General features: G+C 34.7%; 22 protein-coding genes. 17 read left to right on the forward strand and 5 right to left on the reverse strand.

The window, feature by feature from the left end; all coding sequences use genetic code 11:
* The first annotated feature begins 38 nt into the window (after positions 1–38).
* The 4 genes from ACK4R1_RS13010 to ACK4R1_RS13025 all read left to right on the forward strand — a co-directional run bounded on the left by ACK4R1_RS13010 (position 39) and on the right by ACK4R1_RS13025 (position 5,783).
* Entirely contained in the window at positions 39–971 is a 933-nt protein-coding gene (locus tag ACK4R1_RS13010) for a type IX secretion system membrane protein PorP/SprF (RefSeq protein WP_409687801.1), read from the forward strand.
* Between the two features lie 12 nt (positions 972–983).
* On the forward strand, positions 984–2,918 hold the full coding sequence (locus tag ACK4R1_RS13015) for an OmpA family protein (protein WP_409687804.1): 1,935 nt from the start codon (positions 984–986) through the stop codon (positions 2,916–2,918).
* 114 nt (positions 2,919–3,032) lie between these two features.
* Positions 3,033–5,030, forward strand: a complete 1,998-nt coding sequence (gene ligA / locus ACK4R1_RS13020; RefSeq protein WP_409687807.1) for an NAD-dependent DNA ligase LigA — start codon at positions 3,033–3,035, stop codon at positions 5,028–5,030.
* Between the two features lie 69 nt (positions 5,031–5,099).
* A complete protein-coding gene (locus tag ACK4R1_RS13025; protein WP_409687809.1) occupies positions 5,100–5,783 on the forward strand; it encodes a hypothetical protein in 684 nt (227 codons plus the stop codon).
* Here the strand turns inward: ACK4R1_RS13025 and ACK4R1_RS13030 are convergent.
* Together ACK4R1_RS13030 and ACK4R1_RS13035 are read right to left on the reverse strand one after the other, a co-directional pair.
* On the reverse strand, positions 5,769–6,683 hold the full coding sequence (locus ACK4R1_RS13030; protein ID WP_409687811.1) for a bifunctional metallophosphatase/5'-nucleotidase: 915 nt from the start codon (positions 6,681–6,683) through the stop codon (positions 5,769–5,771). The two genes, ACK4R1_RS13025 and ACK4R1_RS13030, sit on opposite strands and share 15 nt — an antisense overlap.
* A gap of 1 nt (position 6,684) precedes the next feature.
* Positions 6,685–7,464, reverse strand: coding sequence for a 5'-nucleotidase C-terminal domain-containing protein (locus tag ACK4R1_RS13035; RefSeq protein WP_409687814.1), 780 nt, complete (start codon positions 7,462–7,464; stop codon positions 6,685–6,687).
* A gap of 48 nt (positions 7,465–7,512) precedes the next feature.
* On the opposite strand from ACK4R1_RS13035, the gene ACK4R1_RS13040 reads away from it, so the two are divergent.
* The 13 genes from ACK4R1_RS13040 to ACK4R1_RS13100 all read left to right on the forward strand — a co-directional run bounded on the left by ACK4R1_RS13040 (position 7,513) and on the right by ACK4R1_RS13100 (position 22,025).
* A complete protein-coding gene (locus ACK4R1_RS13040; protein ID WP_409687817.1) occupies positions 7,513–8,031 on the forward strand; it encodes a DUF6913 domain-containing protein in 519 nt (172 codons plus the stop codon).
* A 1-nt stretch (position 8,032) separates the two neighbouring features.
* On the forward strand, positions 8,033–8,917 hold the full coding sequence (gene dapA, locus ACK4R1_RS13045; protein ID WP_409687820.1) for a 4-hydroxy-tetrahydrodipicolinate synthase: 885 nt from the start codon (positions 8,033–8,035) through the stop codon (positions 8,915–8,917).
* 118 nt (positions 8,918–9,035) lie between these two features.
* Complete coding sequence (locus ACK4R1_RS13050; protein ID WP_409687823.1) at positions 9,036–9,830, forward strand: outer membrane protein assembly factor BamD; 795 nt, start codon at positions 9,036–9,038, stop codon at positions 9,828–9,830.
* Positions 9,831–9,837: 7 nt separating this feature from the next.
* Positions 9,838–10,158: a DNA-directed RNA polymerase subunit omega gene (locus ACK4R1_RS13055; protein ID WP_121313610.1), complete on the forward strand. Its 321-nt coding sequence runs from the start codon at positions 9,838–9,840 to the stop codon at positions 10,156–10,158.
* A 5-nt stretch (positions 10,159–10,163) separates the two neighbouring features.
* A complete protein-coding gene (coaBC, locus tag ACK4R1_RS13060) occupies positions 10,164–11,372 on the forward strand; it encodes a bifunctional phosphopantothenoylcysteine decarboxylase/phosphopantothenate--cysteine ligase CoaBC (protein ID WP_409687826.1) in 1,209 nt (402 codons plus the stop codon).
* A gap of 67 nt (positions 11,373–11,439) precedes the next feature.
* Complete coding sequence (locus ACK4R1_RS13065) at positions 11,440–12,327, forward strand: DUF4835 family protein (RefSeq protein ID WP_409687829.1); 888 nt, start codon at positions 11,440–11,442, stop codon at positions 12,325–12,327.
* 41 nt (positions 12,328–12,368) lie between these two features.
* Complete coding sequence (gene recN / locus ACK4R1_RS13070) at positions 12,369–14,021, forward strand: DNA repair protein RecN (RefSeq protein WP_409687832.1); 1,653 nt, start codon at positions 12,369–12,371, stop codon at positions 14,019–14,021.
* Between the two features lie 66 nt (positions 14,022–14,087).
* Positions 14,088–15,281: an enoyl-ACP reductase FabV gene (gene fabV, locus ACK4R1_RS13075; protein WP_409687835.1), complete on the forward strand. Its 1,194-nt coding sequence runs from the start codon at positions 14,088–14,090 to the stop codon at positions 15,279–15,281.
* A gap of 106 nt (positions 15,282–15,387) precedes the next feature.
* A complete protein-coding gene (locus ACK4R1_RS13080) occupies positions 15,388–17,979 on the forward strand; it encodes a GEVED domain-containing protein (RefSeq protein ID WP_409687838.1) in 2,592 nt (863 codons plus the stop codon).
* 92 nt (positions 17,980–18,071) lie between these two features.
* Positions 18,072–19,076: a glycosyltransferase gene (locus ACK4R1_RS13085; protein WP_409687841.1), complete on the forward strand. Its 1,005-nt coding sequence runs from the start codon at positions 18,072–18,074 to the stop codon at positions 19,074–19,076.
* On the forward strand, positions 19,073–19,657 hold the full coding sequence (gene coaE, locus ACK4R1_RS13090; protein ID WP_409687844.1) for a dephospho-CoA kinase: 585 nt from the start codon (positions 19,073–19,075) through the stop codon (positions 19,655–19,657). The genes ACK4R1_RS13085 and coaE overlap by 4 nt, the downstream gene beginning before the upstream one ends.
* Before the next feature lie 70 nt (positions 19,658–19,727).
* Positions 19,728–21,311 carry a sensor histidine kinase gene (locus ACK4R1_RS13095; RefSeq protein ID WP_409687846.1) on the forward strand — a complete coding sequence of 528 codons (1,584 nt, stop codon included), beginning with the start codon at positions 19,728–19,730 and terminating at the stop codon, positions 21,309–21,311.
* Between the two features lie 12 nt (positions 21,312–21,323).
* A complete protein-coding gene (locus tag ACK4R1_RS13100) occupies positions 21,324–22,025 on the forward strand; it encodes a response regulator transcription factor (RefSeq protein WP_409687849.1) in 702 nt (233 codons plus the stop codon).
* 126 nt (positions 22,026–22,151) lie between these two features.
* Here ACK4R1_RS13100 and ACK4R1_RS13105 read toward each other — a convergent pair whose 3' ends face one another.
* Genes ACK4R1_RS13105 through ACK4R1_RS13115 form a run of 3 tightly spaced genes read right to left on the reverse strand, consistent with a single transcriptional unit; the run spans position 22,152 to position 24,662 of the window.
* Positions 22,152–22,889: an acyl-[acyl-carrier-protein] thioesterase gene (locus ACK4R1_RS13105; RefSeq protein ID WP_409687852.1), complete on the reverse strand. Its 738-nt coding sequence runs from the start codon at positions 22,887–22,889 to the stop codon at positions 22,152–22,154.
* 11 nt (positions 22,890–22,900) lie between these two features.
* Positions 22,901–23,836: a tRNA (adenosine(37)-N6)-dimethylallyltransferase MiaA gene (gene miaA, locus ACK4R1_RS13110; protein ID WP_409687855.1), complete on the reverse strand. Its 936-nt coding sequence runs from the start codon at positions 23,834–23,836 to the stop codon at positions 22,901–22,903.
* Complete coding sequence (locus ACK4R1_RS13115) at positions 23,829–24,662, reverse strand: ion transporter (RefSeq protein ID WP_409687858.1); 834 nt, start codon at positions 24,660–24,662, stop codon at positions 23,829–23,831. Before ACK4R1_RS13115 ends, miaA begins: the two co-directional genes overlap by 8 nt.

Below are 24,662 nucleotides of genomic sequence, written 5' to 3' on the forward strand. Positions count from 1 at the left end.
CAATCATTTTCTTAATTATTAAACTAAATAGAAAAAGTATGAAACCATATATAAATATCAATAAAGTACACTTTTTATTGCTGTACATCTTTTGTCCTTTTATCATAAAGGCGCAACAAGACCCGGAATATACTCAGTATATGTATAACACTATGACTGTCAACTCTGCCTATGCTGGTTCAACCGGTTCATTGGAAGCCGTTCTTTTACATCGTTCTCAATGGATTGGTATCGATGGCGCACCTCAAACTCAAGCCTTCGCCATTCATTCTCCTATGCGAAATGACAAAGTGGGTTTAGGGTTTAGCATTGTTAATGACAAACTCGGACCTTCAAACGAGTTGTACATCGATGGAAATTTCTCTTATAGCATTGCATTTCCTAACGAAAGAAAATTGGCATTTGGACTTAAAGCAGGAATGCGAGTATTGAATGTCGACTGGACAAGAGGAAGGTACAATGATCCGATTGATGTTTTGTTGAATCAAAATATCGATAACAAAATGAAACCTTCCTTAGGTGCCGGTTTGTATTTCTACAGTGATAAATGGTATATCGGAGCTTCAGTACCAAGTTTTATCAGAGGTAATTATTACGATGATGTAGAAGAAGCTATTGATTACGACAGACTTCACTATTATTTTATCGGAGGCTATGTTTTCAATTTCTCAGATAATTTAAAATTCAAACCTGCTTACATGCTAAAGGCTGTTAGCGGTGCGCCTATGTCAATGGATATTTCGGCGAATTTTTTAATTCAAGAGAAATTTACACTTGGTGTTTCTCATCGCTTGGATGATTCGGTTAGTGCCTTGGCAGGTTTTCAAATTTCCAATAGCTTGTATATTGGTTATGCCTATGATTACACTGTAACCGATTTGAATAAATACAACGATGGCTCTCACGAGATTATTCTTCGTTATCAATTGCAAAAGAAATCCCAACAAATAAAATCTCCGAGATTTTTCTAAAACCCTGAAATCATGAAAAAAATATATATCCTAATTATGTTCTTTTGTTTGTCATCAGGTTTTGCACAAACGAAATTGAAAAAAGCAGACCATCTTTTTAAGACAATGGCTTATGTTGACGCCGCAAAAGCTTATGAAGAGTATCTGAAAAACGTTGATAAACCAGGAGCACAAACCATAAAGAATGTTGCCGATTCCTATTATTATACCGATGACAACAGAAATGCACTTAAGTGGTATCAGAAACTTTATGATATTCAAGGTCAAACCATTTCTGATGGTTATTTTCTGCGCTATATTCAATCTTTGAAAGGGGTAATGGATTATGAAAAAGCCGATAGACTAACCAGAGAGTTTTTGAATAAAAAGGGTGACGAAAAAGAAATAGCACGCTTCGTAAATCAAAAACGTCAAATGGATAGTTTGGCTAAGACCAAACCGCTTTATACAGTAAAAAATCTGGATATTAATACCAATAAGTCTGATTTTGGAACGGCTTTTTATGGTGATAAGATTGTCTATGCGTCAAGTAAAGACACCACAAAGCATGGCGAAAAGTTATACAGTTGGAACAAACAACCTTTCTTGAATCTCTATTTGGCTGAAAGAAATGTAGCTGACGGAAGTTTGTTCAATGAATCACTTTTTTTGCCTAATGTGATGACCAAATACCATGAGGCTACAGCAACATTCAGTCCGGATTGGAAAACAGTTTATTATACCACTAATATCGTGAAAGATAAGAAACTGATTATCGACCAATCCAGAACTAATAATTTCCAAATCATCAGAGGTAAAATTGAAGAAGACAAACTGGTCAAAACCGAAAAACTGTTCTTCAATAGCGATAAGTATTCGGTTGGACATCCATCATTAAGCGAAGACGGAAAATGCTTGTTTTTCGCATCCGATATGCCCGGCGGGTATGGTGAAACCGATTTGTATGTTGTTCAAATTGCCGAAGACGGAACCATGAGCACGCCACAAAATTTAGGGCCAACAGTAAACACTATCGGTAACGAATTATTTCCTTATTTTCGAAACGGAACTTTGTATTTTTCTTCTGACGGTCATTACGGTTGGGGAGATTTAGATGTCTATGAAAGTAAATTTTCAGGCGGTTTAAATTTCTCGGTGCCAAGAAACCTCGGTGCACCAATAAATAGTAACAAAGATGACTTTGCTTATATCGTTGATGCAACAGATACTTTTGGTTACGTTTCTTCTAATAGAGCTTTAGGAAAAGGCGATGATGACATTTATTATTTTACCAAGGTAAAACCGGAATGTGACCAATTCGTCTCAGGTAAAGTCATCAACTCAAAATCTAAATTGGCCATAGATAATGCAATTATTATCGCTTATGACGCTTTTGGTGATGCTACAAATCAAACAAAGACTGACGCTAATGGCAATTATATTATCAAATTGCCTTGTGGTAAGAAATTCAAATTGGTCGCTTCTAAGCCAAATCACAGTAGCGAAGAACGAACTGTTGAAACCACCAAAACTAATTTGGAAAAAGTGAAAGACATCAACTTTGAGTTGAGCAAGTTTGAAGATTTAATTGTGGTAGAAAAAGGACAAGAAAAAGTAGATGTAAACCCGATATTCTTTAATTATGATAAATATGATGTAACACCTGAAGCAGCAGTTGAATTAGATAAAGTGGTTTTTGTAATGAAAAATTTCCCGAATGTGAAAATAAAAATTGAATCGCATACCGATTCTCGCGGAAAAGATGCTTATAACATGACCTTGTCTGACAACAGAGCCAAATCGACTCAAATGTATATCATTTCGAAAGGAATTGATGCATCGAGAATTGAAAGCGCCATTGGTTACGGTGAAAGTCGCTTGACCAACAAATGCAGTAATGGTGTGAAATGTACTGAAGAGCAACATTTTAAAAACCGTCGTTCCGATTTTATTATTATCCAAAAATAACTACCAAAAATTCATGGTAAAAAACCACTTCGAAAGGAGTGGTTTTTTTGTTTTTAATCCTAATTTTGGAATAGAATTGTTATTTTTAGCGCAAGCAAATCACCAAATCAATTTATGGACATTCAAACCACTATTCAGGATTTAAGAGATGAACTCAACCAACACAACCATAACTATTATGTGTTAGATAGCCCTACGATTTCTGATTTTGAATTTGACCAAAAACTAAAACAACTTCAAGACTTAGAGAATCAGCATCCTGAATTTTTTGACGAAAATTCCCCGACACAACGCGTTGGCGGAACAATTACCAAAAATTTCCAAACAGTCGTACACGATTACCGCATGTACTCTTTGGATAATTCTTATTCTACAGATGATTTAACCGATTGGGAAACCCGAATCCAAAAAGTTTTAGGAAATGTGCCATTACAATATACTTGCGAATTGAAATATGATGGCGCTTCGATTTCTATAACATACGAAAACGGAAAACTAAAACGAGCCATTACACGAGGCGACGGATTTCAAGGCGATGATGTTACCAATAATATCAAAACAATTAAGTCGATTCCACTTAAATTAAAAGGCAGTTTTCCCGACCGATTTGACATTCGTGGCGAAATCATTTTGCCGTATGAAGGTTTCGAAAAAATGAACCAAGAACTAATCGAAATCGGCGAAACACCCTATTCCAATCCAAGAAACACCGCTTCCGGAAGTTTGAAGTTACAGGACAGTAGCGAAGTAGCCAAACGCCCGCTCGAATGTTTGTTGTACTTTATTGTTGGCAACAACCTCAATATCAAAACCCAATACGAAGGATTAGAAGCGGCTAGAAATTGGGGTTTCAAAGTGCCAAAAGAAGCCAAACTAGCAAACAGTTTAGAAGAGGTTTTCGAATACATCAATTATTGGGACGAACACAGGCATAATTTACCTTATGAAACCGATGGCGTTGTAATTAAAGTCAATAGTTTTCAACATCAAGATGAATTGGGTTACACCGCCAAATCACCGCGTTGGGCAATGGCTTACAAATTCAAAGCCGAACAAGTTTCTACCCAATTAAATTCAATTTCTTATCAAGTGGGACGAACAGGTTCAATAACTCCGGTGGCCAATTTAGAACCGGTACAATTGGCCGGAACCATTGTAAAACGGGCATCTTTACACAATGCTGACCAAATTGAAAAGCTCGACATCAGAATTGGCGATACCGTTTTTGTAGAGAAAGGCGGTGAAATCATTCCGAAGATCATTGCGGTTGATTTGGCCAAAAGAAATCCGGATTCAGAAAGAACGCTATATATTTCGCACTGTCCGGAATGTGAGACTAAATTAGAAAGAAAAGAAGGCGAAGCCAATCATTATTGTCCTAATTTTTATGGTTGTCCACCGCAAATTATAGGAAGAATTCAGCATTATATTTCGCGCAAAGCAATGGATATTGAAGGTCTTGGCGGAGAAACAGTAGCATTGCTTTTCAATAATGGTTTAGTAAAAGACTACGCTGATTTATACGAATTGACCGTCGACCAAATTTTACCATTAGAACGAATGGCCCAAAAATCGGCTGAGAATTTAGTTAATGGTGTACAAAAATCTAAAGAAGTACCATTTGAAAGGGTTTTGTATGCGATTGGAATTCGGTATGTTGGCGAAACGGTTGCCAAGAAGTTAGCCAAACATTATAAATCGATTGAGGCAATTCAAAACGCTTCTTTAATGGACTTGATTTTGGTGGATGAAATAGGTGAGAAGATTGCCCAAAGTGTAATCGAATTCTTTGAAAATGAAGAGAATGTCAAAATCATTACACGTTTAAAAGCGTTTGGTGTACAATTAGAGTTGATTGAAAAACACAATCCGAATGCAACAGATAAACTCGCCGGCAAAACCTTTGTAGTTTCCGGTGTGTTCGAAAAATTTTCTCGGGATGATTTGAAAAAAGCCATAGAAGATAATGGAGGTAAAGTAGGCAGCTCGATTTCGGCAAAGACTGATTTCGTAGTGGCTGGAGATAATATGGGTCCGGCCAAATTAGAAAAAGCCAATCAATTAAAAGTGCCGATTATTTCTGAAGATGATTTTTTAGCCATGCTGACTTAAAACTTTAAAGACCAAGAATCATTTTGTATTATAATTTGTGTTAACTTTAATATCCGTAAGCAATTTTCTATGGTTAAAAAAGACAATATACTAAAGTCATTGACCTTTGGCTATTTCATCATAGCCTTCTTTGAAGTTGTTTCAGAATACTTCGCCTATACACCTTTTATTTGTTCGCTTAAACCGCTGATTCCATTATTTTTGGTCGTAATATATCTTGTAAATTCTACCAAAAAGAATCCCATTTTTGTTATTGTGTTATTGCTTTCAATGGTGGTAAACATATTGTTTATACCTAATACATCAATTTGTCTTTATTATGCATTGATAATCTTTACAATTCATCGGCTTGTAATTATTTACCTTGTTTTTTCACAACAAAAAGTAAAAGATTATATTCCGATGCTGATAGCGACACTTCCGTTTTTACTTATTTTCTTTTACTTATTTATAGAAACCAATGATATTCCGGAAAATAGTTTTTATTTACTTATGCTGCAAAACATTCTAATTTCGGTATTTGCGGGAATTGCTCTTTCTAGTTATGTCATGAATGACAATAAACAAAACTCGGTTTTATTGATAGCGGTTTTGCTTTTTGTGATGTTGCAGTTTTCGGTTTTTATTGAAAAATATTTTTTAGTCAATGAATTTCAAAAGTTACTTCGACCTTTGGCCATGACTTTTAATGCATTGGCTTTTTTCTCCTTTTATAAATATGTAATAATTGCAGAGAAATCAAACAATAATTGATTTTCCGTGGGTTGTAACCGATTTAGATTCTTCGAAATAGAAATCTATTCGGCCTAAATTTATGCCATAACAGCCTACTTGATTGACCAATACATCTTTGCCTACTACATTTTTTAAAACAGTTGGTTTGTCTAAAAAAGTGTGAGTATGTCCACCGATAATTAAGTCGATATCTTTTGTTAAAGTCGCTAGTTTGGTATCACAAATTTTATCTGGCTCGTTTTTGTATTGGTAACCAATGTGAGAAAGACAAATCACCAAATCACATTTTTTTTCCTGTTTTAAAATACGCGACATGTCTTGAGCAACGGTAAGCGGATCATTATAAACGGTTTCTTTATAATTCTTTTTATCTACTAAACCCTCTAAACTGATTCCGAGTCCAAACACGCCAACTTTGATTCCGTCTTTGTCAAAAATCTTAAAAGGTTTCATATGACCGTTCATCACTGTGTTTTTGAAATCATAATTAGCTGAAACAAACTCAAAACCGGCATTCGGCAATTGCGCATATAAACCGTCAATGCCGTTGTCAAAATCATGGTTGCCAATGGTTGCCAAGTCATACTTCATCATGCTCATCAGTTTGAATTCTAATTCGCCTCCGTAATAATTAAAATAAGGTGTTCCTTGAAAAATATCGCCGGCATCTAACAACAATACATTCGGATTTTCTCTTCGAATGTTTTCAATTAAAGCCGCTCTTCTGGCGACACCGCCCATATTAGGGTTTTTGGGATGATTCGCTGGAAAAGGATCAATATAACTGTGAACATCATTAGTATGTAAAATTGTAAGATGCTTAGTATTCAAAGTTTTGAAACTGCTTAATGAAAGTCCGCCAAGTCCTAACATAGCCGAACTCACTGCTGTTTTCTGTATAAAATCTCTTCTTTTCATCTTAAAGTTCTTTGCTGATTCGGATGTCTTTATTGGCTGTAATGATTTTATTTTCCTTGAAATAATCAATGATGATATTTCGAAGTTTATAATCTAAATCAAATTTTTCAACACCTTTTTTAAAGAAAAGCATATTGTCACCACCATTAACAAGGTAATCTGAAGTCACTACATAATAGATTCTATCATTTTCCAATGCTTTTCCGTTTACTAGAATGTTTTTAGGCTGATTATCCTTACCAATAGTAAAAGTCAAACCTTTTAAAGGATGCGGTTTCTTTTCGGAAATGATATAATTGACCATCTCGAGAATTTGTTCTCTTTTTAAACCGATGACAAATGCGCTATTTTCGAAAGGCATGATTTCGTAAGCATTTCTGGCTGTAATATTGCCTTTTGAGATTATAGTTCTGATGCCGCCATGATTGAGTAAACAAATATCGATTGATTTCTTTTCTCTTAGTTGAAAAATAGCATTTGATTTATCAAAAGTAATATCGGATAAAAAATTACCCATAGCCGTTTGCCATTCACCTGATTTATCCATCGTTTCCGGTGCATTGGCTAAAACCAAACTCAAATCTTTGTCAATATTATCGCGATAAGGCTTGATAAAGTTTTCAAATTCAGTATCTTCTGTACTGGTTGAATTGATTTCAATTTCTTTGCCTTCAATTCGGGTAACAGTATATTTTTTTTCCGCACAGGAAATAAGACTTGTAAATGTTAATAATAAAACAAAATGTTTCAATACAACGTTATAGTTTTTTAGTTTTACCATCGCTTTTGGCGCTAATTTTAGTAATTTTGTAATTCAAGTAAAAGTAGTATGTTTTTAAATTACTTAAAGGATTTTTCAACAAAAAAAATAGTTAAAAATAGTTTATCAAATGTTAAACATTTGGCTTCGGATAGTGTTATCAGAACGGTTGGGATTATTTTTGATGAAACTTACTTTTATGAGCGAGAAGCTATGGTTCGTGAGCTAATCCAAAACGGAATTTCTGAAAACGATATTAAAGTCTTGGTTTTCAAAAACAAAATTAAAAAAAATGAAGTCTTTGATTATCCAACTTTCAGCCACAAAGATTTGAGTTGGCACGGAACAGTAGATAAAAAAGAAGTCAATGATTTTATCGCTGAACCATTTGATTTGCTAATCAATTATTATGATACTGAAAAAGTAGCTTTATTGTTGGTTTCTCATTTGTCAAAGGCCAGTTTTAAAGTTGGTTTTGCTTCTATAGACAAAAGGTTAAACCATTTTATGATTAACACCAATGCCGAAAATTACAAAGTCTTTATGGACGAACTATTCAAATATTTAAAAATTCTAAACAAAATTTAAAATGCAATCATTAATTGGTACCGGAGTTGCTCTTGTTACACCTTTCAAATCAGATTTTTCAGTAGACGTTGACGCCTTAAAAGCCATTGTTAACTTCCAAGTTGACAACGGAATTGACTATTTGGTTGTACTTGGTACAACTGCAGAAACAGCGACATTGACTAAGGATGAAAAGGAATTGGTAATCAAGACAATTGTTGAGGCCAATAAAGGAAGATTGCCTTTGGTTTTAGGGGTTGGAAGCAATAATACCAGTGAGGTTGTAGCCGAATTAAAATCAAGAGATTTCTCTGACTTTGTAGCAATACTATCGGTTTCTCCTTATTATAACAAACCAACCCAAGAAGGCATTTATCAACATTTTAAAGCAATTGCTGAAGCTTCACCACTTCCGATTATTTTATACAATGTTCCGGGAAGAACGGCCAGCAATATGTTGCCGTCAACCATTATTCGTTTGGCCAACGAATTTAAAAATGTAGTAGCTGTAAAAGAAGCTGCCGGTGATATTGTTCAAGCGATGAAATTGATTCAAGGCAAGCCAAAAGATTTCTTAGTGATTTCAGGTGATGACATGATTACGTTGCCAATGGTTTTAGCCGGTGGCGCTGGTGTTATTTCGGTAATTGCTGAAGGTTTTCCAAAACAATTTTCTGAAATGGTGCATTTAGGCTTAAACAAAAGAGTAGCAGAAGCTTACCAATTGCATTACCTTTTAGCCGATGCCATCGACATGATTTTTGAACAAGGCAATCCGGCCGGAATTAAAGAAGTGTTTAAATCATTAGGTTTGTCTGAGAATACGGTTCGTTTGCCATTGGTTAATACCGATGAAAATCTAGCCAAACGACTTCATGATTTTACCAATAAAATTTCAAAAATGTAATATTTTTCGAAAGAAAAAAAATATTTTGTTGTAAACAATTAATAACTAAATTTGTCCCGAGAATTCGGGACTTTTTAAAGCACGAAAAAGTGTTTAAAATCAACCGTATAAATAAATAATGAAGAAATTTCTAGCCTTGTTTGCCTTTGTGGTATTGTTTTCGTCTTGTAGCGAATATCAAAAAGCATTAAAATCAGAAGATGTAGCCGTAAAGTTTGATATGGCCACAAAAATGTACGAAGCCAAAAAATATGGTAAAGCCATTAGACTTTTTGAGCAAATTGCTCCGGCATACAAAGGAAAACCGTCTGCTGAAAAGATGTTTTATATGTATTCACAGTCGCTATACAAAACCAATCAATTTTATTTAGCGGGTTATCAATTTGAAAGCTTTGCTTCCAGTTATCCAAGAAGTGAAAAGATTGAAGAAGCTTCTTTCCTTGGTGCAAAATGTTTTTCGAAACTATCACCGGTTTACAGTTTAGACCAAATAGATACTTATAAGGCTGTTGATAAATTACAAAATTTCATAGATGTTTATCCAGAATCACAGTATTTAGCTGAAGCCAATATTGTAGCGAAAGCTTTAAGAGAAAAATTGGAAAAGAAAGCTTATGAAAATGCTAAGATTTACAATACTATCTCAGATTATAAGGCTTCAATGGTTGCTTTTGATAATTTTATTATCGATTTTCCGGGTACGCCTTATAAAGAACAGGCTTTATTTTACAAGTTGGATTCAGCTTACAAACTAGCTATCAATAGTGTTCCTTCTAAAATGGAAGAGCGTTTAAATAATGCTAAAGCGGCTTACAATGGCTTAATCAAACACAAAGCAGACACCAAATACAAATCAGAAGCTGACGAGATGTTGGCCCGAATTGAAACAGATTTAAAACAATTTTCTAAATAAAAAAGTCATGGATTTAAAAAAGACGAATGCACCGGTAAACACAATCACTTACAACAAAACGGTAATTGAAGAGCGTACTGGCAATGTTTACGAGGCAATAACAATAATGGCTAAAAGAGCAAACCAAATCAATTCTGAAATTAAAAAAGAATTGACTGAAAAATTAGAAGAGTTTGCTACTTACAATGATAGTCTTGAAGAAATCTTTGAAAACAAAGAACAAATCGAAGTTTCTAAATACTACGAAAAATTACCAAAACCTCACGCATTGGCTGTTCAAGAATGGCTTGATGACAAAATTTACTACAGAGATACTACTAAAGACTAATTCAGATGTCTGTTTTAAGCGGTAAAAAGATTTTACTCGGCGTTTCCGGAGGAATTGCCGCCTATAAGACAGCCACTTTAGTTAGATTACTTATAAAAGCCGGTGCTAATGTCCAAGTGGTCATGACACCGGCTTCTAAGGATTTTGTAACTCCGTTAACATTATCTACACTTTCTAAAAATCCGGTTCATTCCACTTTTTACAACGAAGAAGACGAGAATGCCCAATGGAATAATCATGTTGAATTAGGACTTTGGGCCGATTTGATGCTGATTGCTCCGGCAACAGCCAATACGCTTTCTAAAATGGCGAATGGCAATTGCGACAATCTTTTAATTGCTACTTATTTATCGGCTAAATGTCCCGTTTACTTTGCTCCGGCAATGGATTTGGATATGTACAAACATCCGTCAACGGTTTCGAGTTTTAATTTACTGAAGCAATTTGGTAACCTTATGATTCCTGCTGAAAGTGGTGAATTAGCTAGTGGTTTATCCGGAGAAGGAAGAATGGCTGAACCTGAAAACATTATTGCTTTTTTAGAAAAGGATTTGGAAAGTAAATTGCCCTTAAAAGGGAAAAAGATTATGGTTACGGCTGGTCCAACATACGAAGCCATTGATCCGGTTCGATTTATCGGAAATCATTCTTCTGGAAAAATGGGTTTTGATATTGCTAAAAGTGCCGCCAATCTTGGTGCTGAAGTAATTTTAATTTCCGGACCAACAGATTTAAGTGTAAGCAATTCCAATATCAATTTAATCCGAGTGACTTCGGCTCAAGAAATGTACGAAGCTTGTCACCAATATTTCAATGACATTGATGTTGCAATTTGCGCTGCTGCGGTTGCTGATTATAAACCGAAAGTTATTGCTGAACAAAAGATTAAAAAATCGGAAGCAGCTTTTACCATTGAATTGGAAAAAACCAAAGATATCTTAGCGTCATTGGGACAAATCAAACAAAATCAATACCTAATCGGCTTTGCGTTGGAAACCGAAAATGAAATTGAGAATGCTAAGCTGAAAATTCAGAAAAAAAACTTAGATTTGATTGTTTTAAATTCGCTGCAAGATAAAGGCGCAGGTTTTGGATCGGCGACTAATAAAGTTACTTTTATAGATAAAGATTTTGTGATTGAACCAATGCCGTTAAAATTGAAAGAAGCGGTTGCAGATGATATAATAAACAAAGTAATTTCTCGTTATCAATAAGTAACCGGAAATTAAACGTTTCAAATGATTTTAACTGTACAGTTAAATAAACAATATACATTTACACATGAAAAAAATAGTAAGTATTCTTTTTTTGTTTTGGGTTGGATTGACCAATGCGCAACAATTGAATTGTTCGGTTCAAGTCAATTCTGATAAAATAGCCAGTACCAATAATCAGATTTTTAAGAATTTAGAAAAATCGATTAATGAGTTTGTCAACAAAACAGATTGGACTGGAGAAAGCTATAAGCAAAATGAAAAGATTAATTGTTCAATGGTAATCACCTTGAATAGTTATGATTCAAACGCTTTTTCAGCCACTATTCAGGTTGAGTCTTCCAGACCAATATTTAATTCTTCCTATTCTTCACCGGTTTTTAATTATAATGACAAAGACTTTGGATTTCGTTATGTAGAATTTGAGAATTTGCTTTTCAATCCGGCTACTTTTGATTCTAATTTGGTGTCTGTTTTGGCTTTTTACAGCTATATGATTCTTGGTTTTGATGCTGATACTTATACACTTTATGGTGGAAAACAATGGTTTGATGTTGCTCAGCAAATTGTAACGGTTGCCCAACAAAGTGGTTACAGAGGTTGGAGCCAATCTGATGGAAATCAAAATCGGTTTTTCTTAGCCAATGATATGCTTTCCGGAACTTTTGATGCTTTTAGAGATGCAATGTACCAATACCACCGCGAAGGTTTGGACAATATGACTAAGGATTTAAAATCGTCTAAAGAGAAAATACTAGAGTCGATTACGGCTTTAAGTGCTATTTATAGAGTCCGTTCTAACGCTTTTTTGACTAGAGTATTTTTTGATGCTAAAGTTGACGAGATTGTTTCTATTCTTTCCGGCGGTCCAAAAGTTCCCCTGTCAGAAACTATAGAAACATTAAATAGAATTTCTCCACTCAATTCAAGTAAATGGGCAAACATCAAGTTATAATTAGTATATTTACTACTTAAACTTTACCACATTTTCTGCACATGATTACTTCGCTTTCGATTGAAAACTTTGCCCTAATTGAAAAATTAAACATTGATTTTTCTAAGGGTTTTTCAATTATAACAGGAGAAACCGGTGCCGGAAAATCAATACTTCTCGGTGCTTTAGGATTGGTTTTGGGTAAAAGAGCCGATTTAACTTCGCTTAAAAATAAAGAAGAAAAATGTATCGTTGAAGCCAATTTTGCCATCGGAAAATATGATTTACAATCTTTCTTCGAAGCCAATGATTTAGATTATGAAGAAGAAACCATCATCCGCAGAGAAATTTTACCTTCCGGAAAATCGAGAGCTTTTGTCAATGACAGTCCGGTTAATTTACAACAATTACAAGATTTGAGTTTTTACTTAATCGATGTGCATTCGCAACACCAAACTTTAGAGCTATCCGAAGAAGAATACCAGTTTAAAATTATTGACGCGATTGCGAATAATCAGGAATTCAGAAGTGAATATTCGACAGTTTTGAAGCAATACCGTTTGGCTAAAACCACTTTGGAAACCAAAAAAGCAAGTTTGTCAGCTATACTAAAAGAGAAAGATTACAACGAATTTCTTTTTAACGAATTGCAGGCTGCCAATTTAAAAATCGGAGAACTGGAAGAATTGGAAAAGACTTATGAAGCGCTGAATAACGTTGAATTCATCAAGGAAAACCTTTCAACTCTTTTGGCTTTGGCCAATGAAGACCAATTTGGTTTGTTGAAAAACCTAAAGGAATTCAAGTCGATTCTTCAAAAAAACACTAATTTTTCTACCGAATACGAATCGCTTTTCGAACGCACTAACTCGATTTTAATAGAATTTGATGATATTGTCAAAGAGTTAAATCGTGAATCAGAATTGGTCTTTAACGATCCGGAAAAATTGGAACTCATCAATCAAAAACTACAACTAATTTACAGTTTACAAAAGAAGCATCAGGTTTTAACTGTGGAAGAATTATTAGACATTCAAAATGAGTTGGAAGGCAAAGTAGTTTCTGTCGTTACATTAGAAGAAGAAATTACGAAACTTGAACAAAGTCTTTCGGATTTTGAGTTAAAGTTGGATTCCATTGCGGCTAAAATAAGTAACAGTAGGAGTGAAGCCATACCAAATCTCAGTAACAAATTAATTGAGATTTTAAACTTGTTGGGTATGCCGAATGTTCGATTTAAAATTGAAATAATTGTTTCTGATACCTATTATAACAACGGAAAAGACAGTTTGCAATTTTTGTTTTCTGCCAATAAAGGAACAGATTTTGGTTTGCTGAAGAAGGTTGCTTCCGGTGGTGAAATGTCCCGAATTATGCTGGCTGTTAAATCGATTTTGTCTCAATATTCTAAATTGCCAACGATTATTTTTGATGAAATAGATACCGGTGTTTCTGGAGAAATTGCTAATAAAATGGGAGAAATCATGCGCGAGATGAGCCAAACCATGCAAGTTTTTGCCATTACACATTTACCACAAATTGCCGCCAAAGGCAACACACATTATAAAGTTTTCAAAACGGTTTCGGGTGAAAATACCGTGTCTGAATTGAAATTGTTAACCAATGAAGAGCGGATTATTGAAATTGCCGAAATGCTCTCGGGGAAAGATATTTCAGATTCGGCACTCAATCATGCCAAGGCATTACTGAACTAACCGTTTTAATTTATTATTTTTGTACCACTTTAATTTTAATATACAGACAACTTAATTTCAAAGATTATGATTATAGAACCAAGAATGCGTGGGTTTATTTGTTTAACAGCTCACCCTGATGGATGTGCACAAAGTGTTAAAAACCAAATCAATTATGTAAAATCTAAAGGAACCATTGATGGCGCTAAAAAAGTTTTAGTAATTGGTGCTTCCACCGGTTTCGGATTGGCTTCGAGAATTACCAGTGCTTTTGGTTCCAATGCTGCTACCATTGGTGTTTTCTTTGAAAAAGAACCTTCAGAAGGCAAAACAGCAACACCGGGTTGGTACAATACTGCTGCTTTTGAACAAGAAGCACAAAAAGCTGGTTTGTATGCAAAAAGTATTAATGGTGATGCTTTTTCAAACGAAATAAAACAACAAACAATCGATTTAATTAAAGCTGATTTAGGTCAGGTTGACATGATTATTTATAGTTTGGCTTCACCGGTTCGTTTGCATCCGGTAACCGGAGTTCTACACCGTTCCACTTTGAAGCCAATAGGAAATACATTTAGCAATAAAACGGTAGATTTTCACACCGGAAATGTGACACAAGTATCAATAGAACCTGCTAATCAAGATGATATTGATAATACTGTTGTAGTAATGGGCGGAGAAGATTGGTCAATGTGGATAGAAGCATTAAACAATGCCGGAGTTTTAGCCAAAGGGGTAACTACGATTGCTTATTCTTATATCGGACCTGAGGTAACTGAAGCGGTTTATAGAAAAGGAACCATTGGAAGAGCCAAAGATCATTTAGAAGCTACCGCTTTTGAAATCACTGATAGTTTGAAGTCTTTAGAAGGAAAGGCTTATGTTTCAGTTAACAAAGCATTAGTAACCCAAGCTAGTTCTGCTATTCCAGTAATTCCATTGTACATTTCTTTGTTATATAAGATAATGAAAGCAGAAGGTGTTCACGAAGGTTGTATCGAACAGATTCAACGTTTGTTTTCAGAAAGGCTTTATGCCGGTTCAACTGTTCCAACTGACGAGCAAGGCCGAATCAGAATTGATGATTGGGAAATGCGAGAGGATATTCAAGCAAAAATTAAAACGTTATGGGAAACGGCTACTACAGAAAATCTAAGTGAGATAGGAGACTTAGCAGGTTATAAGCAAGACTTTTTGAACTTATTTGGTTTTGGTTTTGAAGGCGTTGATTATGCTGCAGAAGCCAATGAAATGACACTTATTTCTAGTATAAGAAGTTAGAATTTTTAACTTTTTAACAAAATTTTATTAAAACCACCTAAAATATAGGTGGTTTTTGTTTTTTTGCTTATTTTTATAACTTTAACAAATAAAACTCAAATTAATTATGAAGAAAATTACATTTCTACTAATTTTATTGGTAAGCTACACGGGATTTGCCCAATTTCCCGCACCTTATTGCGGACCAATAGCTTTTACAACCAATGTCGAACCAATAACATTGGTGAATTTCGCAGGCATCAACAATACAAGTTCTGCTTTAGTTGGTCTGAATAATGGCACGACTGTCATTGCACATGAAGATTACACAGCTATCACTGGAAATGTGTTTTCAGGAAGCACTTACCCAATTACTTTAAAAGGTAATACAGATGGTGCGTTTTTTGTAACCTACTTAAGAGTTTATGCCGATTGGAATCAAGATGGTGACTTTACAGATGCCGGTGAATCTTATGACATAGGAACTATAACCGGTTCAACAGGTGTAGATGCCATTGAATTAGTTGGAAGTATAACGGTACCTGGTGATGCTTTAGCCGGAAATACGAGGATGAGAGTGGTAAAAAAATGGAATGCCTATTCAGACTCTTGTAACACTGTTAACACCGGTTACGGTCAAGCAGAAGACTATACTTTAGCAGTAGCACTTCCTGCTTGTTTAAGTCCAACAGCTGGTATTGCCACTGTTACTTCTTCTTCAACAGTCGATTTAACGTGGACTTCTGGCGGCGCAGCAAATGCTGAAGTTGTTATCCAAGCTCCAGGAACAGGAGTTCCGGGTTCTGCAGACGATACTGGAATAAATGTAACCGGAAATACTTACTCAGCTACTTCATTAACACCGCAAACAGCTTATGAATTTTATGTAAGAGATGAGTGTGTTCTTGGTTCAAGTTTCAGTACTTGGGCCGGACCATTTACTTTTAATACAACTCTAGCTCCTAGTTGTTCCGGTAATGTTGCTCCTGTTGATGGTGCCACAGATGTTGTTCCGGGAACAGTAACTTTTACTTGGACAGCTCCAACCACTGGAGACGCACCAGCCTCTTATGATTTGTTTTATGGTTTAACTGCCGGAAATGCTACTATTTTTGTAGGTAATTATACAACACTAACTACACCAATTAACATTACCGGATTTAATGCTACGTTCTATTGGAAAATTGTTCCAAAAAATGTTGGAGGTTCAGCCATAGGATGTACTGAGTGGAGTTTTACTACAATCCCTGCACCTGGATATTGTTTGAATTCACCAAATGGTCAATGGCCAGGTGGTACAGTTGGTGGTACTTTTACCTGTGATGGACTTACAGAAAATTTAGTTACAGCTAATGGTTATGCTGGTGAGTATTCAGTAGTTTCCGTAACTTCAGGTCAAACCTATACTTTCAAAAGTGTGTTGAATGCTACCAGTGCGAATGATTTGATTACAATTAGTACTGATGCCGGTGCAACTGCTGCTGCTTATGGTACTTCACCGTTAACTTGGGTTTCAACTGTTACTGGTCAAATTAGATTTTATTCACATGTTGATAATAACTGCGTATCCAATGCAGAAAACAGAACTCGTTCAGTAATTTGTGGAATTCCATCGCCTGCTTTACCTGATTACGTGAGTTTACAATGGCCTCCAACTGCGACAATTCCTCAAGGTGGTAGTGTAACTGTTTATGGACAAGTATATGAAGGTGGTTTAACCGATGTTGCCCCAAATATTAACGGCCAAGCTCCTGGAATCAATGCTTGGGTTGGATACAGTACGACAAATACAAATCCAAATACTTGGACAAATTGGGTTGTTGCTACTCACAATGCCGGTAGTATTGGAAACAATGATGAATATCAGGCTACTATTGGTGCAACTTTAGCACCAGGAACTTATTACTATGCTACAAGATTTAATTTAGATAATGGTGCTTATGTTTATGGAGGAATCAATGCTGATGCTCCAAACAATGGTAACTTCTGGGATGGAGCAACATTTGGAAGTGGTGTGTTGACAGTAACGCCTCCGCCTGCGCCTGCTAATGACGAGTGTATAGCCGCTATTGCTTTGACCGCAGGTGGTGTTTATGGTGAGTATCTTACTGATGGCACCAATCTTGGTGCTACTACATCAGCACAAACTGCTCCAGTAACATGTTTTGGCTATGCTGGTGGAGATATTTGGTATTCAGTAGTAGTGCCAGCTAGTGGAAATTTAACTATCGAAACAGGAAATTCATCAACGGGTGCTACTGGGTTAGACACTGTAGTGACTATTTATTCAGGTGATTGTAGTGCATTAGTGCAAGTTGATTGTGACGATGACGGTGCTGCAACAGGTGCTTATTCGTTTAAAAGTTTAACAGGTCTTACACCGGGGTCAACATTATATATAAGAGTTTATGAATATAATAATGATAACGTTGGTGGATTCGGAATTTCAGTTTATGATGCTTCGTTAGCGTCTGCATCTTTTGATTCTAATAATTTTACTTACTATCCTAACCCGGTTAAAAACATTTTAAATTTATCATACAGCCAAGAAATTTCTACTGTAGAAGTTTATAATTTATTGGGTCAAAAAATGAGTGCTAATACAATCGGTGCTAATTTAGGACAAGTAGACATGTCAAATTTTGCAAGTGGAGCTTACTTAGTTAAAATTTCTACTGCTGACAACCAATCAAAAACTATCAGAGTAATTAAAGAGTAGCTTTTTAGTTTTTTAAATTTATAATTAAAACCACCTAAATTTTTAGGTGGTTTTTCTTTTGTATAAAACTTATCTTTGTTAAAATTTAGAACATGTATTTTTCAATTATAATTCCAGTTTATAATAGACCAGACGAAATCAAAGAGTTATTGGAGAGTTTACTAATTTCTGATTTTGATAAACCTTATGAAATTGTAATTGTTGAAGATGGCTCTTCAGTTCCTTGTAATGAGGAAATTGAAATCTTTAAAAAGAACTTGAATATTTCCTATTACTTTAAAGAAAACAGCGGTCCTGGCGATTCAAGAAACTTCGGGATGAAAATAGCTAAAGGTGACTATTTCATCATTTTTGATTCTGATTGTATAATACCAAAGCATTACTTATCGGAAGTTGAAAAGGAATTGGCCAATAAATACGTTGATTGTTTTGGAGGATCCGATGCGGCATTGGATTCATTTTCTTCGATTCAAAAAGCCATTAACTTTGCCATGACTTCTTTTTTAACAACCGGAGGCATTCGCGGTGGTTCAGAAAAATTGAGCAAGTTCCAACCCAGAAGTTTTAATATGGGAATTTCTAAAAAAGCATTTCAAACCTCCAAAGGATTCGGAAATATCCATCCAGGAGAAGACCCAGATTTGTCAATCAGATTGTGGAAATTGGGTTATAATACAAGATTATTTCCAAATGCATTTGTTTATCATAAAAGAAGAATCGATTGGAATAAATTTTATGTTCAAGTCAATAAATTCGGTAAAGCCAGACCAATATTAGACAGTTGGTATCCTAAATATAGTAAGCTTACTTTTTTCTTTCCAACCTTATTTATCTTTGGTTTAGCAATGTCTGTTGTTCTCTTTTTTTTCGGAATAACATTTCCCATACTATGTTATCTATTTTATTATTTATTGATTTTCATTTCTGCAGGCATACAAAGTAAAAGTTTAGAAATTGGTTTTTTAGCATTAATTGCCGTTTCAAAGCAGTTTTTTGGCTATGGTAAAGGTTTCTTAGAATCTTTTATCAAAGTTAAAATCCTAAAACAAAATCCAGAAAAAGCATTTCCTGAATTATTTTTTAAAGTAAAGTCATGACAAAAATAATCGGATTAACAGGAGGAATAGGTAGTGGTAAAACAACAGTAGCCAATTATATAAAGTCGTTAGGAATTCCTGTCTACATAGCTGACGAAGAAGCAAAAAAAATAATGAAAACTAAAACTGTTATCGAGTCTGTTCAAAATACTTTTGGTGAAACCGTTATAAAAAATAGCCAAATCGATAGAGAAAAATTAGCCCAATTGGTTTTTAACCATCCTGAGCAACTTCAAAAGTTAAATGATATTGTCCACCCAATTGTTAAACAAAATTTTGAAAATTGGGTAAAAAAACAAATTAATCACCCTTTTGTAGTTAAAGAAGCAGCCATTTTATTTGAAAGTGGCAGTTATAAATACTGTGATAGTATTATTACAGTTACAGCTCCATTAGAGACTAGATTACAACGTGTTATGGATAGAGATAAAACCAGTAGACAAAGTGTTTTAGACAGGATGAAAAATCAATGGCCAGAAGATGAAAAAATCGCAAATAGCGATTATGTTATTCATAATATTTCAATGGAACACACTAAAAATCAAGTGGATAATATTCTTAAAATATTAAAAAATCAATAAAATTATTTCGAGATGTTAATGTTTGGTTAATGTATTTATTGTATAAATGTTAAAATGTTAAATTTGTTCAATGAATAAATTGTTTTTTCGCTTACTAGTCATTCTGATGAGTTTATCGTTAATCGGTATAATTCTTGTCCAAGTGTACTGGTTTGATAAGTCATTCGAAAATAATGAAGAGCAATTTAAGTTTCATGTCAAACAAGTTCTTGGAAATGTTGCCGATAAATTGCAAAAGAAAGAGCAATACACCTATTTTGAAAAATACAATAACGTAATTGATAGTACTGGTAAAGCTCCTGATAAAAGTGACTTTTTAGAGTTTGGTTATTACCAAAGAGATTCCAGAACCAATGAAACTATCGTTTATTCCAATAGTATCATATCTGAAGATTACGGAATCACATCATCGTTCTTTGATAAAAAAATGGATAGCTTAAGAGAAATCAAAAACTTTACATCCAAAAGAACAACTGAGATTTACAGCGATGATATTGATAATCCATCAATGAAACAATCGCAATCCCCAGATATTAAAATTCGAAAAGAGGGTAGAACCGATTTACTTGACAATGCACAATTTGAATTGTTTTATAAGGATATTGCAGCATTGAGACCAATTCAAGAAAGGGTTTCTAATGAAATGATGCAAAAATTATTATCTGAAGAACTTAATCAATATGGCGTTAAAACACCATTTGAATACAATGTTTACAGTAATGGGTTAGCCACAAAAATAAAGTCTGAACGATTCAGGTATGACAAGACTTCAACCTATTCTATTCCGATTTTTATTGATAATGATGGTAATAATAAATACCAATTGTTGATCACTTTCCCTCAAAAGAAGAAATTCTTGTTCTCTGAGTTGATTGGAATTTCCATTTTGTCAATTGTGTTTACTCTGATAATCATTATAGCTTATTCAAGTGCGCTGAATCAATTGATCAAACAACGTCAGATTTCTGAAATCAAAACCGATTTCATTAACAACATGACACACGAATTCAAAACGCCAATCGCCACTATTAATTTGGCTTTAGATGCAATTAAAAACCCGAAAGTGATTGAAGATAAAGAAAAGATATACCGCTATCTTCAAATGATAAGAGACGAAAACAAACGAATGCATGCCCAAGTCGAAAACGTGTTACGCATTTCTAAATTAGAGAAAAGAGAGTTAGAAATCAATAAAGAATCTAATGATATTCACGGCATAATAGAAGATGCCATTGACCATGTCAATCTAATTATCGATGATCGAGGCGGAACAATAACAACGCATTTTGATGCCACCAGAACAACTGTTTTGCTGAATGATGTCCATTTTACCAATGTATTTGTAAATATTTTGGACAATGCCATAAAATATTCTCCCGAAAATCCCGTTATAGATATATACACGGAGAATGTAAAGGAGTATGTTATTGTAAAAATTAAAGACCAAGGCGCCGGAATGACTAAAGCCGCTCAAAAAAGAATTTTTGAAAAATTCTACCGTGAACACACCGGTGATTTGCATAATGTTAAAGGCCATGGATTAGGATTAGCCTATGTTAAAAGGATTCTTGACGACCACAATTGTCAGATATTCGTAGAAAGTGAAAAAGGAAAAGGAAGTACATTTATAATTAAAGTCCCACTCATAAATTAAAAAAAAAATACTATGGAAGCTAATAAAAAAATACTTTTAGTCGAAGATGACCAAAACTTCGGAATCGTACTGCGAGAATACTTGTCATTAAACGATTTCGACGTTACCCTAGCCAAAAACGGGATGGAAGGTTTCGAAAAATTCAAAAAAGACAACTATGATTTGTGTATTTTGGATGTCATGATGCCCTATAAAGATGGTTATACTTTGGCCAAAGAAATCAGAGAAAAGAACAAAGACGTGCCGTTAATCTTTTTAACCGCTAAGTCTATGAAAGAAGATGTGATGAAAGGCTACAAAGTTGGCGCCGATGATTACCTCAACAAACCTTTCGACTCTGATGTATTGCTAATGAAAATCAAAGCCATTATCCAAAGAAAATCAGCCGAAACTAAAAATGAACCAGCCAAATTTGAGTTCCAAATAGGTCAATTCCTTTTGAATTCGAAGTTGCGTTATTTGAAATTTGGTAATGATGAACCCATCAAATTGTCTCCAAAAGAGTCTGATTTATTAAAAATGATGGCCATTTACGAAAACGATTTGATGCCAAGAGAATTGGCACTTACCAAAATTTGGAGAGAAGACAATTACTTTACCTCAAGAAGTATGGACGTTTACATCGCCAAATTGCGTAAATATCTCAAAGAAGATCCAAACGTGGAAATCCTTAACATTCACGGAGAAGGTTTCCGATTGGTGGTTAAAAAATAATACTAATCCTCGTCATTTTGACGGGGATTTTTTTTAGGAGCTAATCCGGCTTTCCGTTACAATCTTTTTAAATTGCTGACACAATTTAAAAAGGATTTTCACTGCAATCCGGGCTAGGGCAATAGACTAATGACAATGCAACTGCAAAGCGAAACATGTTTTTTCTTCACGATTAACCGCTAAAATAAGATTGTCTTCCGAAGCTTTTTGCATAATTTCAACCGAATCGTTTAAAGCAACTTCTTTCAAATAATTCATCTCAAAACTAGCTATTTTTTGATTTTGAATGATAGCCAAATCAACACAATCCAAACACCATTCTAAATACTTTACACTGTTAGCATGATTGACTATATCCAAGTCAGAAAGCTTGACTTTATGCATTCCGACATTTTGCATTTCGTGTTGAAAATCAATTTTGCTGAAAGCTTGTATTGTTGCTCTATCAGTGAATTTTTCAAAATGTTCGTGTGGCAAAGCCAAATTTTCCGGTCTGCGAGTTTTGGTATTGAAAACGGCCCAAAAAGTCTCGCAACCTATAATCTTTTCCTCACCAATATACATTTCCAAACAACGAATAGAACGTGAATTCTCCAACGAATTAATCCAGGTTTTGACCGTAATGATTTCTTTCCATTTAGGTAAACGACTAATTTCAACCCGCATTCTACTTAAAACCCAAGCCTGATGATGTACTTGCATATCGCTAAAACTAATACCGCCTAGTTCCGCATGTAAACCAGCGGTTAACTGCAATATATTACACAAATCGGTATATTTCAAATAGCCATTCGGATAACATTGCAGAAAACTGATTTCCCAATCTTGCTCTAGTATTGACGTAAAGTTTGTTGCTACAGGCATGTCGTTTATAGTTAAGAGTTTGAAGTTAGGAGTCGATTTTCTATATGTTCAATAATCTTCTTCTTGTCAATTTGATAATCAAACCAAGTTGTATTTTCAGTCCGTTTAAACCAAGTCAATTGGCGTTTGGCAAAACGACGCGTATTTTTCTTGATTTCTTCTATGGCGATTTCCAAATTAATCTTTCCGTCAAAATAATCGAATAGTTCACGATAGCCAACGGTTTGCAATGCATTAAGCTGTTTGTTTGGATATAATTCTTTGGCTTCCGCCAAAAGACCTTCGCTAATCATCATATCAACACGTTGGTTGATTCGGTCGTACATGATTTCTCTATCAGCTTCCAAACCGATGACAATAGGAGTGAAGTGACGTGAATTTTTCTTTTGACCAATAAAACTCGAATAAGGCTTTCCGGTTCCTAAACAAACCTCTACAAAGCGTTTCATCCGTTGTGGATTTTGAAGTGTTTGAGGATTTTCAGTCGTTAGTTTCTGGTAATAATCTAAATCTAATTCTTTTAACTTTTGCTGCAAATAATCAATTCCAAGTTCTTCAAAATCAGTATTAATTTTTATTCGTACTGATTCATCAATATCCGGAAAATCATCAAATCCTTTCAATACAGCGTCAACATACAATCCGGAACCACCAACCATAATTTGGACATTACTCTTTTGGAATAATTCCTCCAATTTGGCAATTGCTTCTTGTTCAAAATCTCCCACAGAATACGACTCAAAAATGGATTTATTTTGTATAAAATGATGTGTAGCCGAATTCAATTCTTCTTCGTTTGGAACTGCAGTGCCAATTGTCATTTCCTTAAAAAATTGTCGGCTGTCACAAGAAAGAATGTCACAACCAAAATGTTGTGCCAAAGTAATGCTCAAGGAAGTTTTTCCAATAGCCGTCGGGCCAATTATGGTGATAAGGTAATTAGTCATTATTAATTTTTTCGCCACAATGATGGCAAAATTTGGCTTCTTCAGTTAAAATGGTTGTGCAAGAAAGACATTTCCCTGCTTCATTTGCTTTCTTTTTGTTTTTCAGACCTGTAAATTCAGCGGTTACAATTCCGGTTGGAACCGCAATGATTCCATAACCCATAATCATAATGAAAGAAGCAATGATTTGACCTAATGTGGTGATCGGTGCGATATCGCCATAACCAACGGTGGTTAGTGTTACAATACACCAATAAATACTGGTAGGAATACTGGTAAAACCACTTTCTTTTCCTTCAACAACATACATAACCGCGCCTAATAATATCGAAACTATCAACACAAAATATACAAATACAATGATTTTGGTTCGGCTCGCTTTGATGGCCAACTTCAATTGAGATTCTTGTCCGGTGAAGTGAACCAAATTTAAAATACCAAATAAGCGCAACAACCTTAAAGCCCTGATGACCGACAACATTCTCGAGCCCGGAAATATAAAGGACAAGTACATTGGCATGATAGAAATCAAATCGACGATGCCATAAAAACTAAAGATATAGGAAAGCGGTTTTCGATTGCAAAAGATGCGCAGAAAATACTCTATGGTAAAGAAAATGGTAATTATCCATTCTGATATAAGGATAAAATCATGGTATTTGGAATCGAGTTTTTCAACAGATTCGAGCATTACTAAAAGTACGCTCAAAAGAATTACGCCCAATAAAATCAAATCAAATAAACGACCGGCAAAAGTATTTGAACCATAAATGATGATATAAATCTTTTGTCTGAAAATGTCGTTTTTGCTCTTAATTTGTTTCAT

It is taken from the genome of Flavobacterium sp., from assembly GCF_046293665.1.
Taxonomy (GTDB): domain Bacteria; phylum Bacteroidota; class Bacteroidia; order Flavobacteriales; family Flavobacteriaceae; genus Flavobacterium.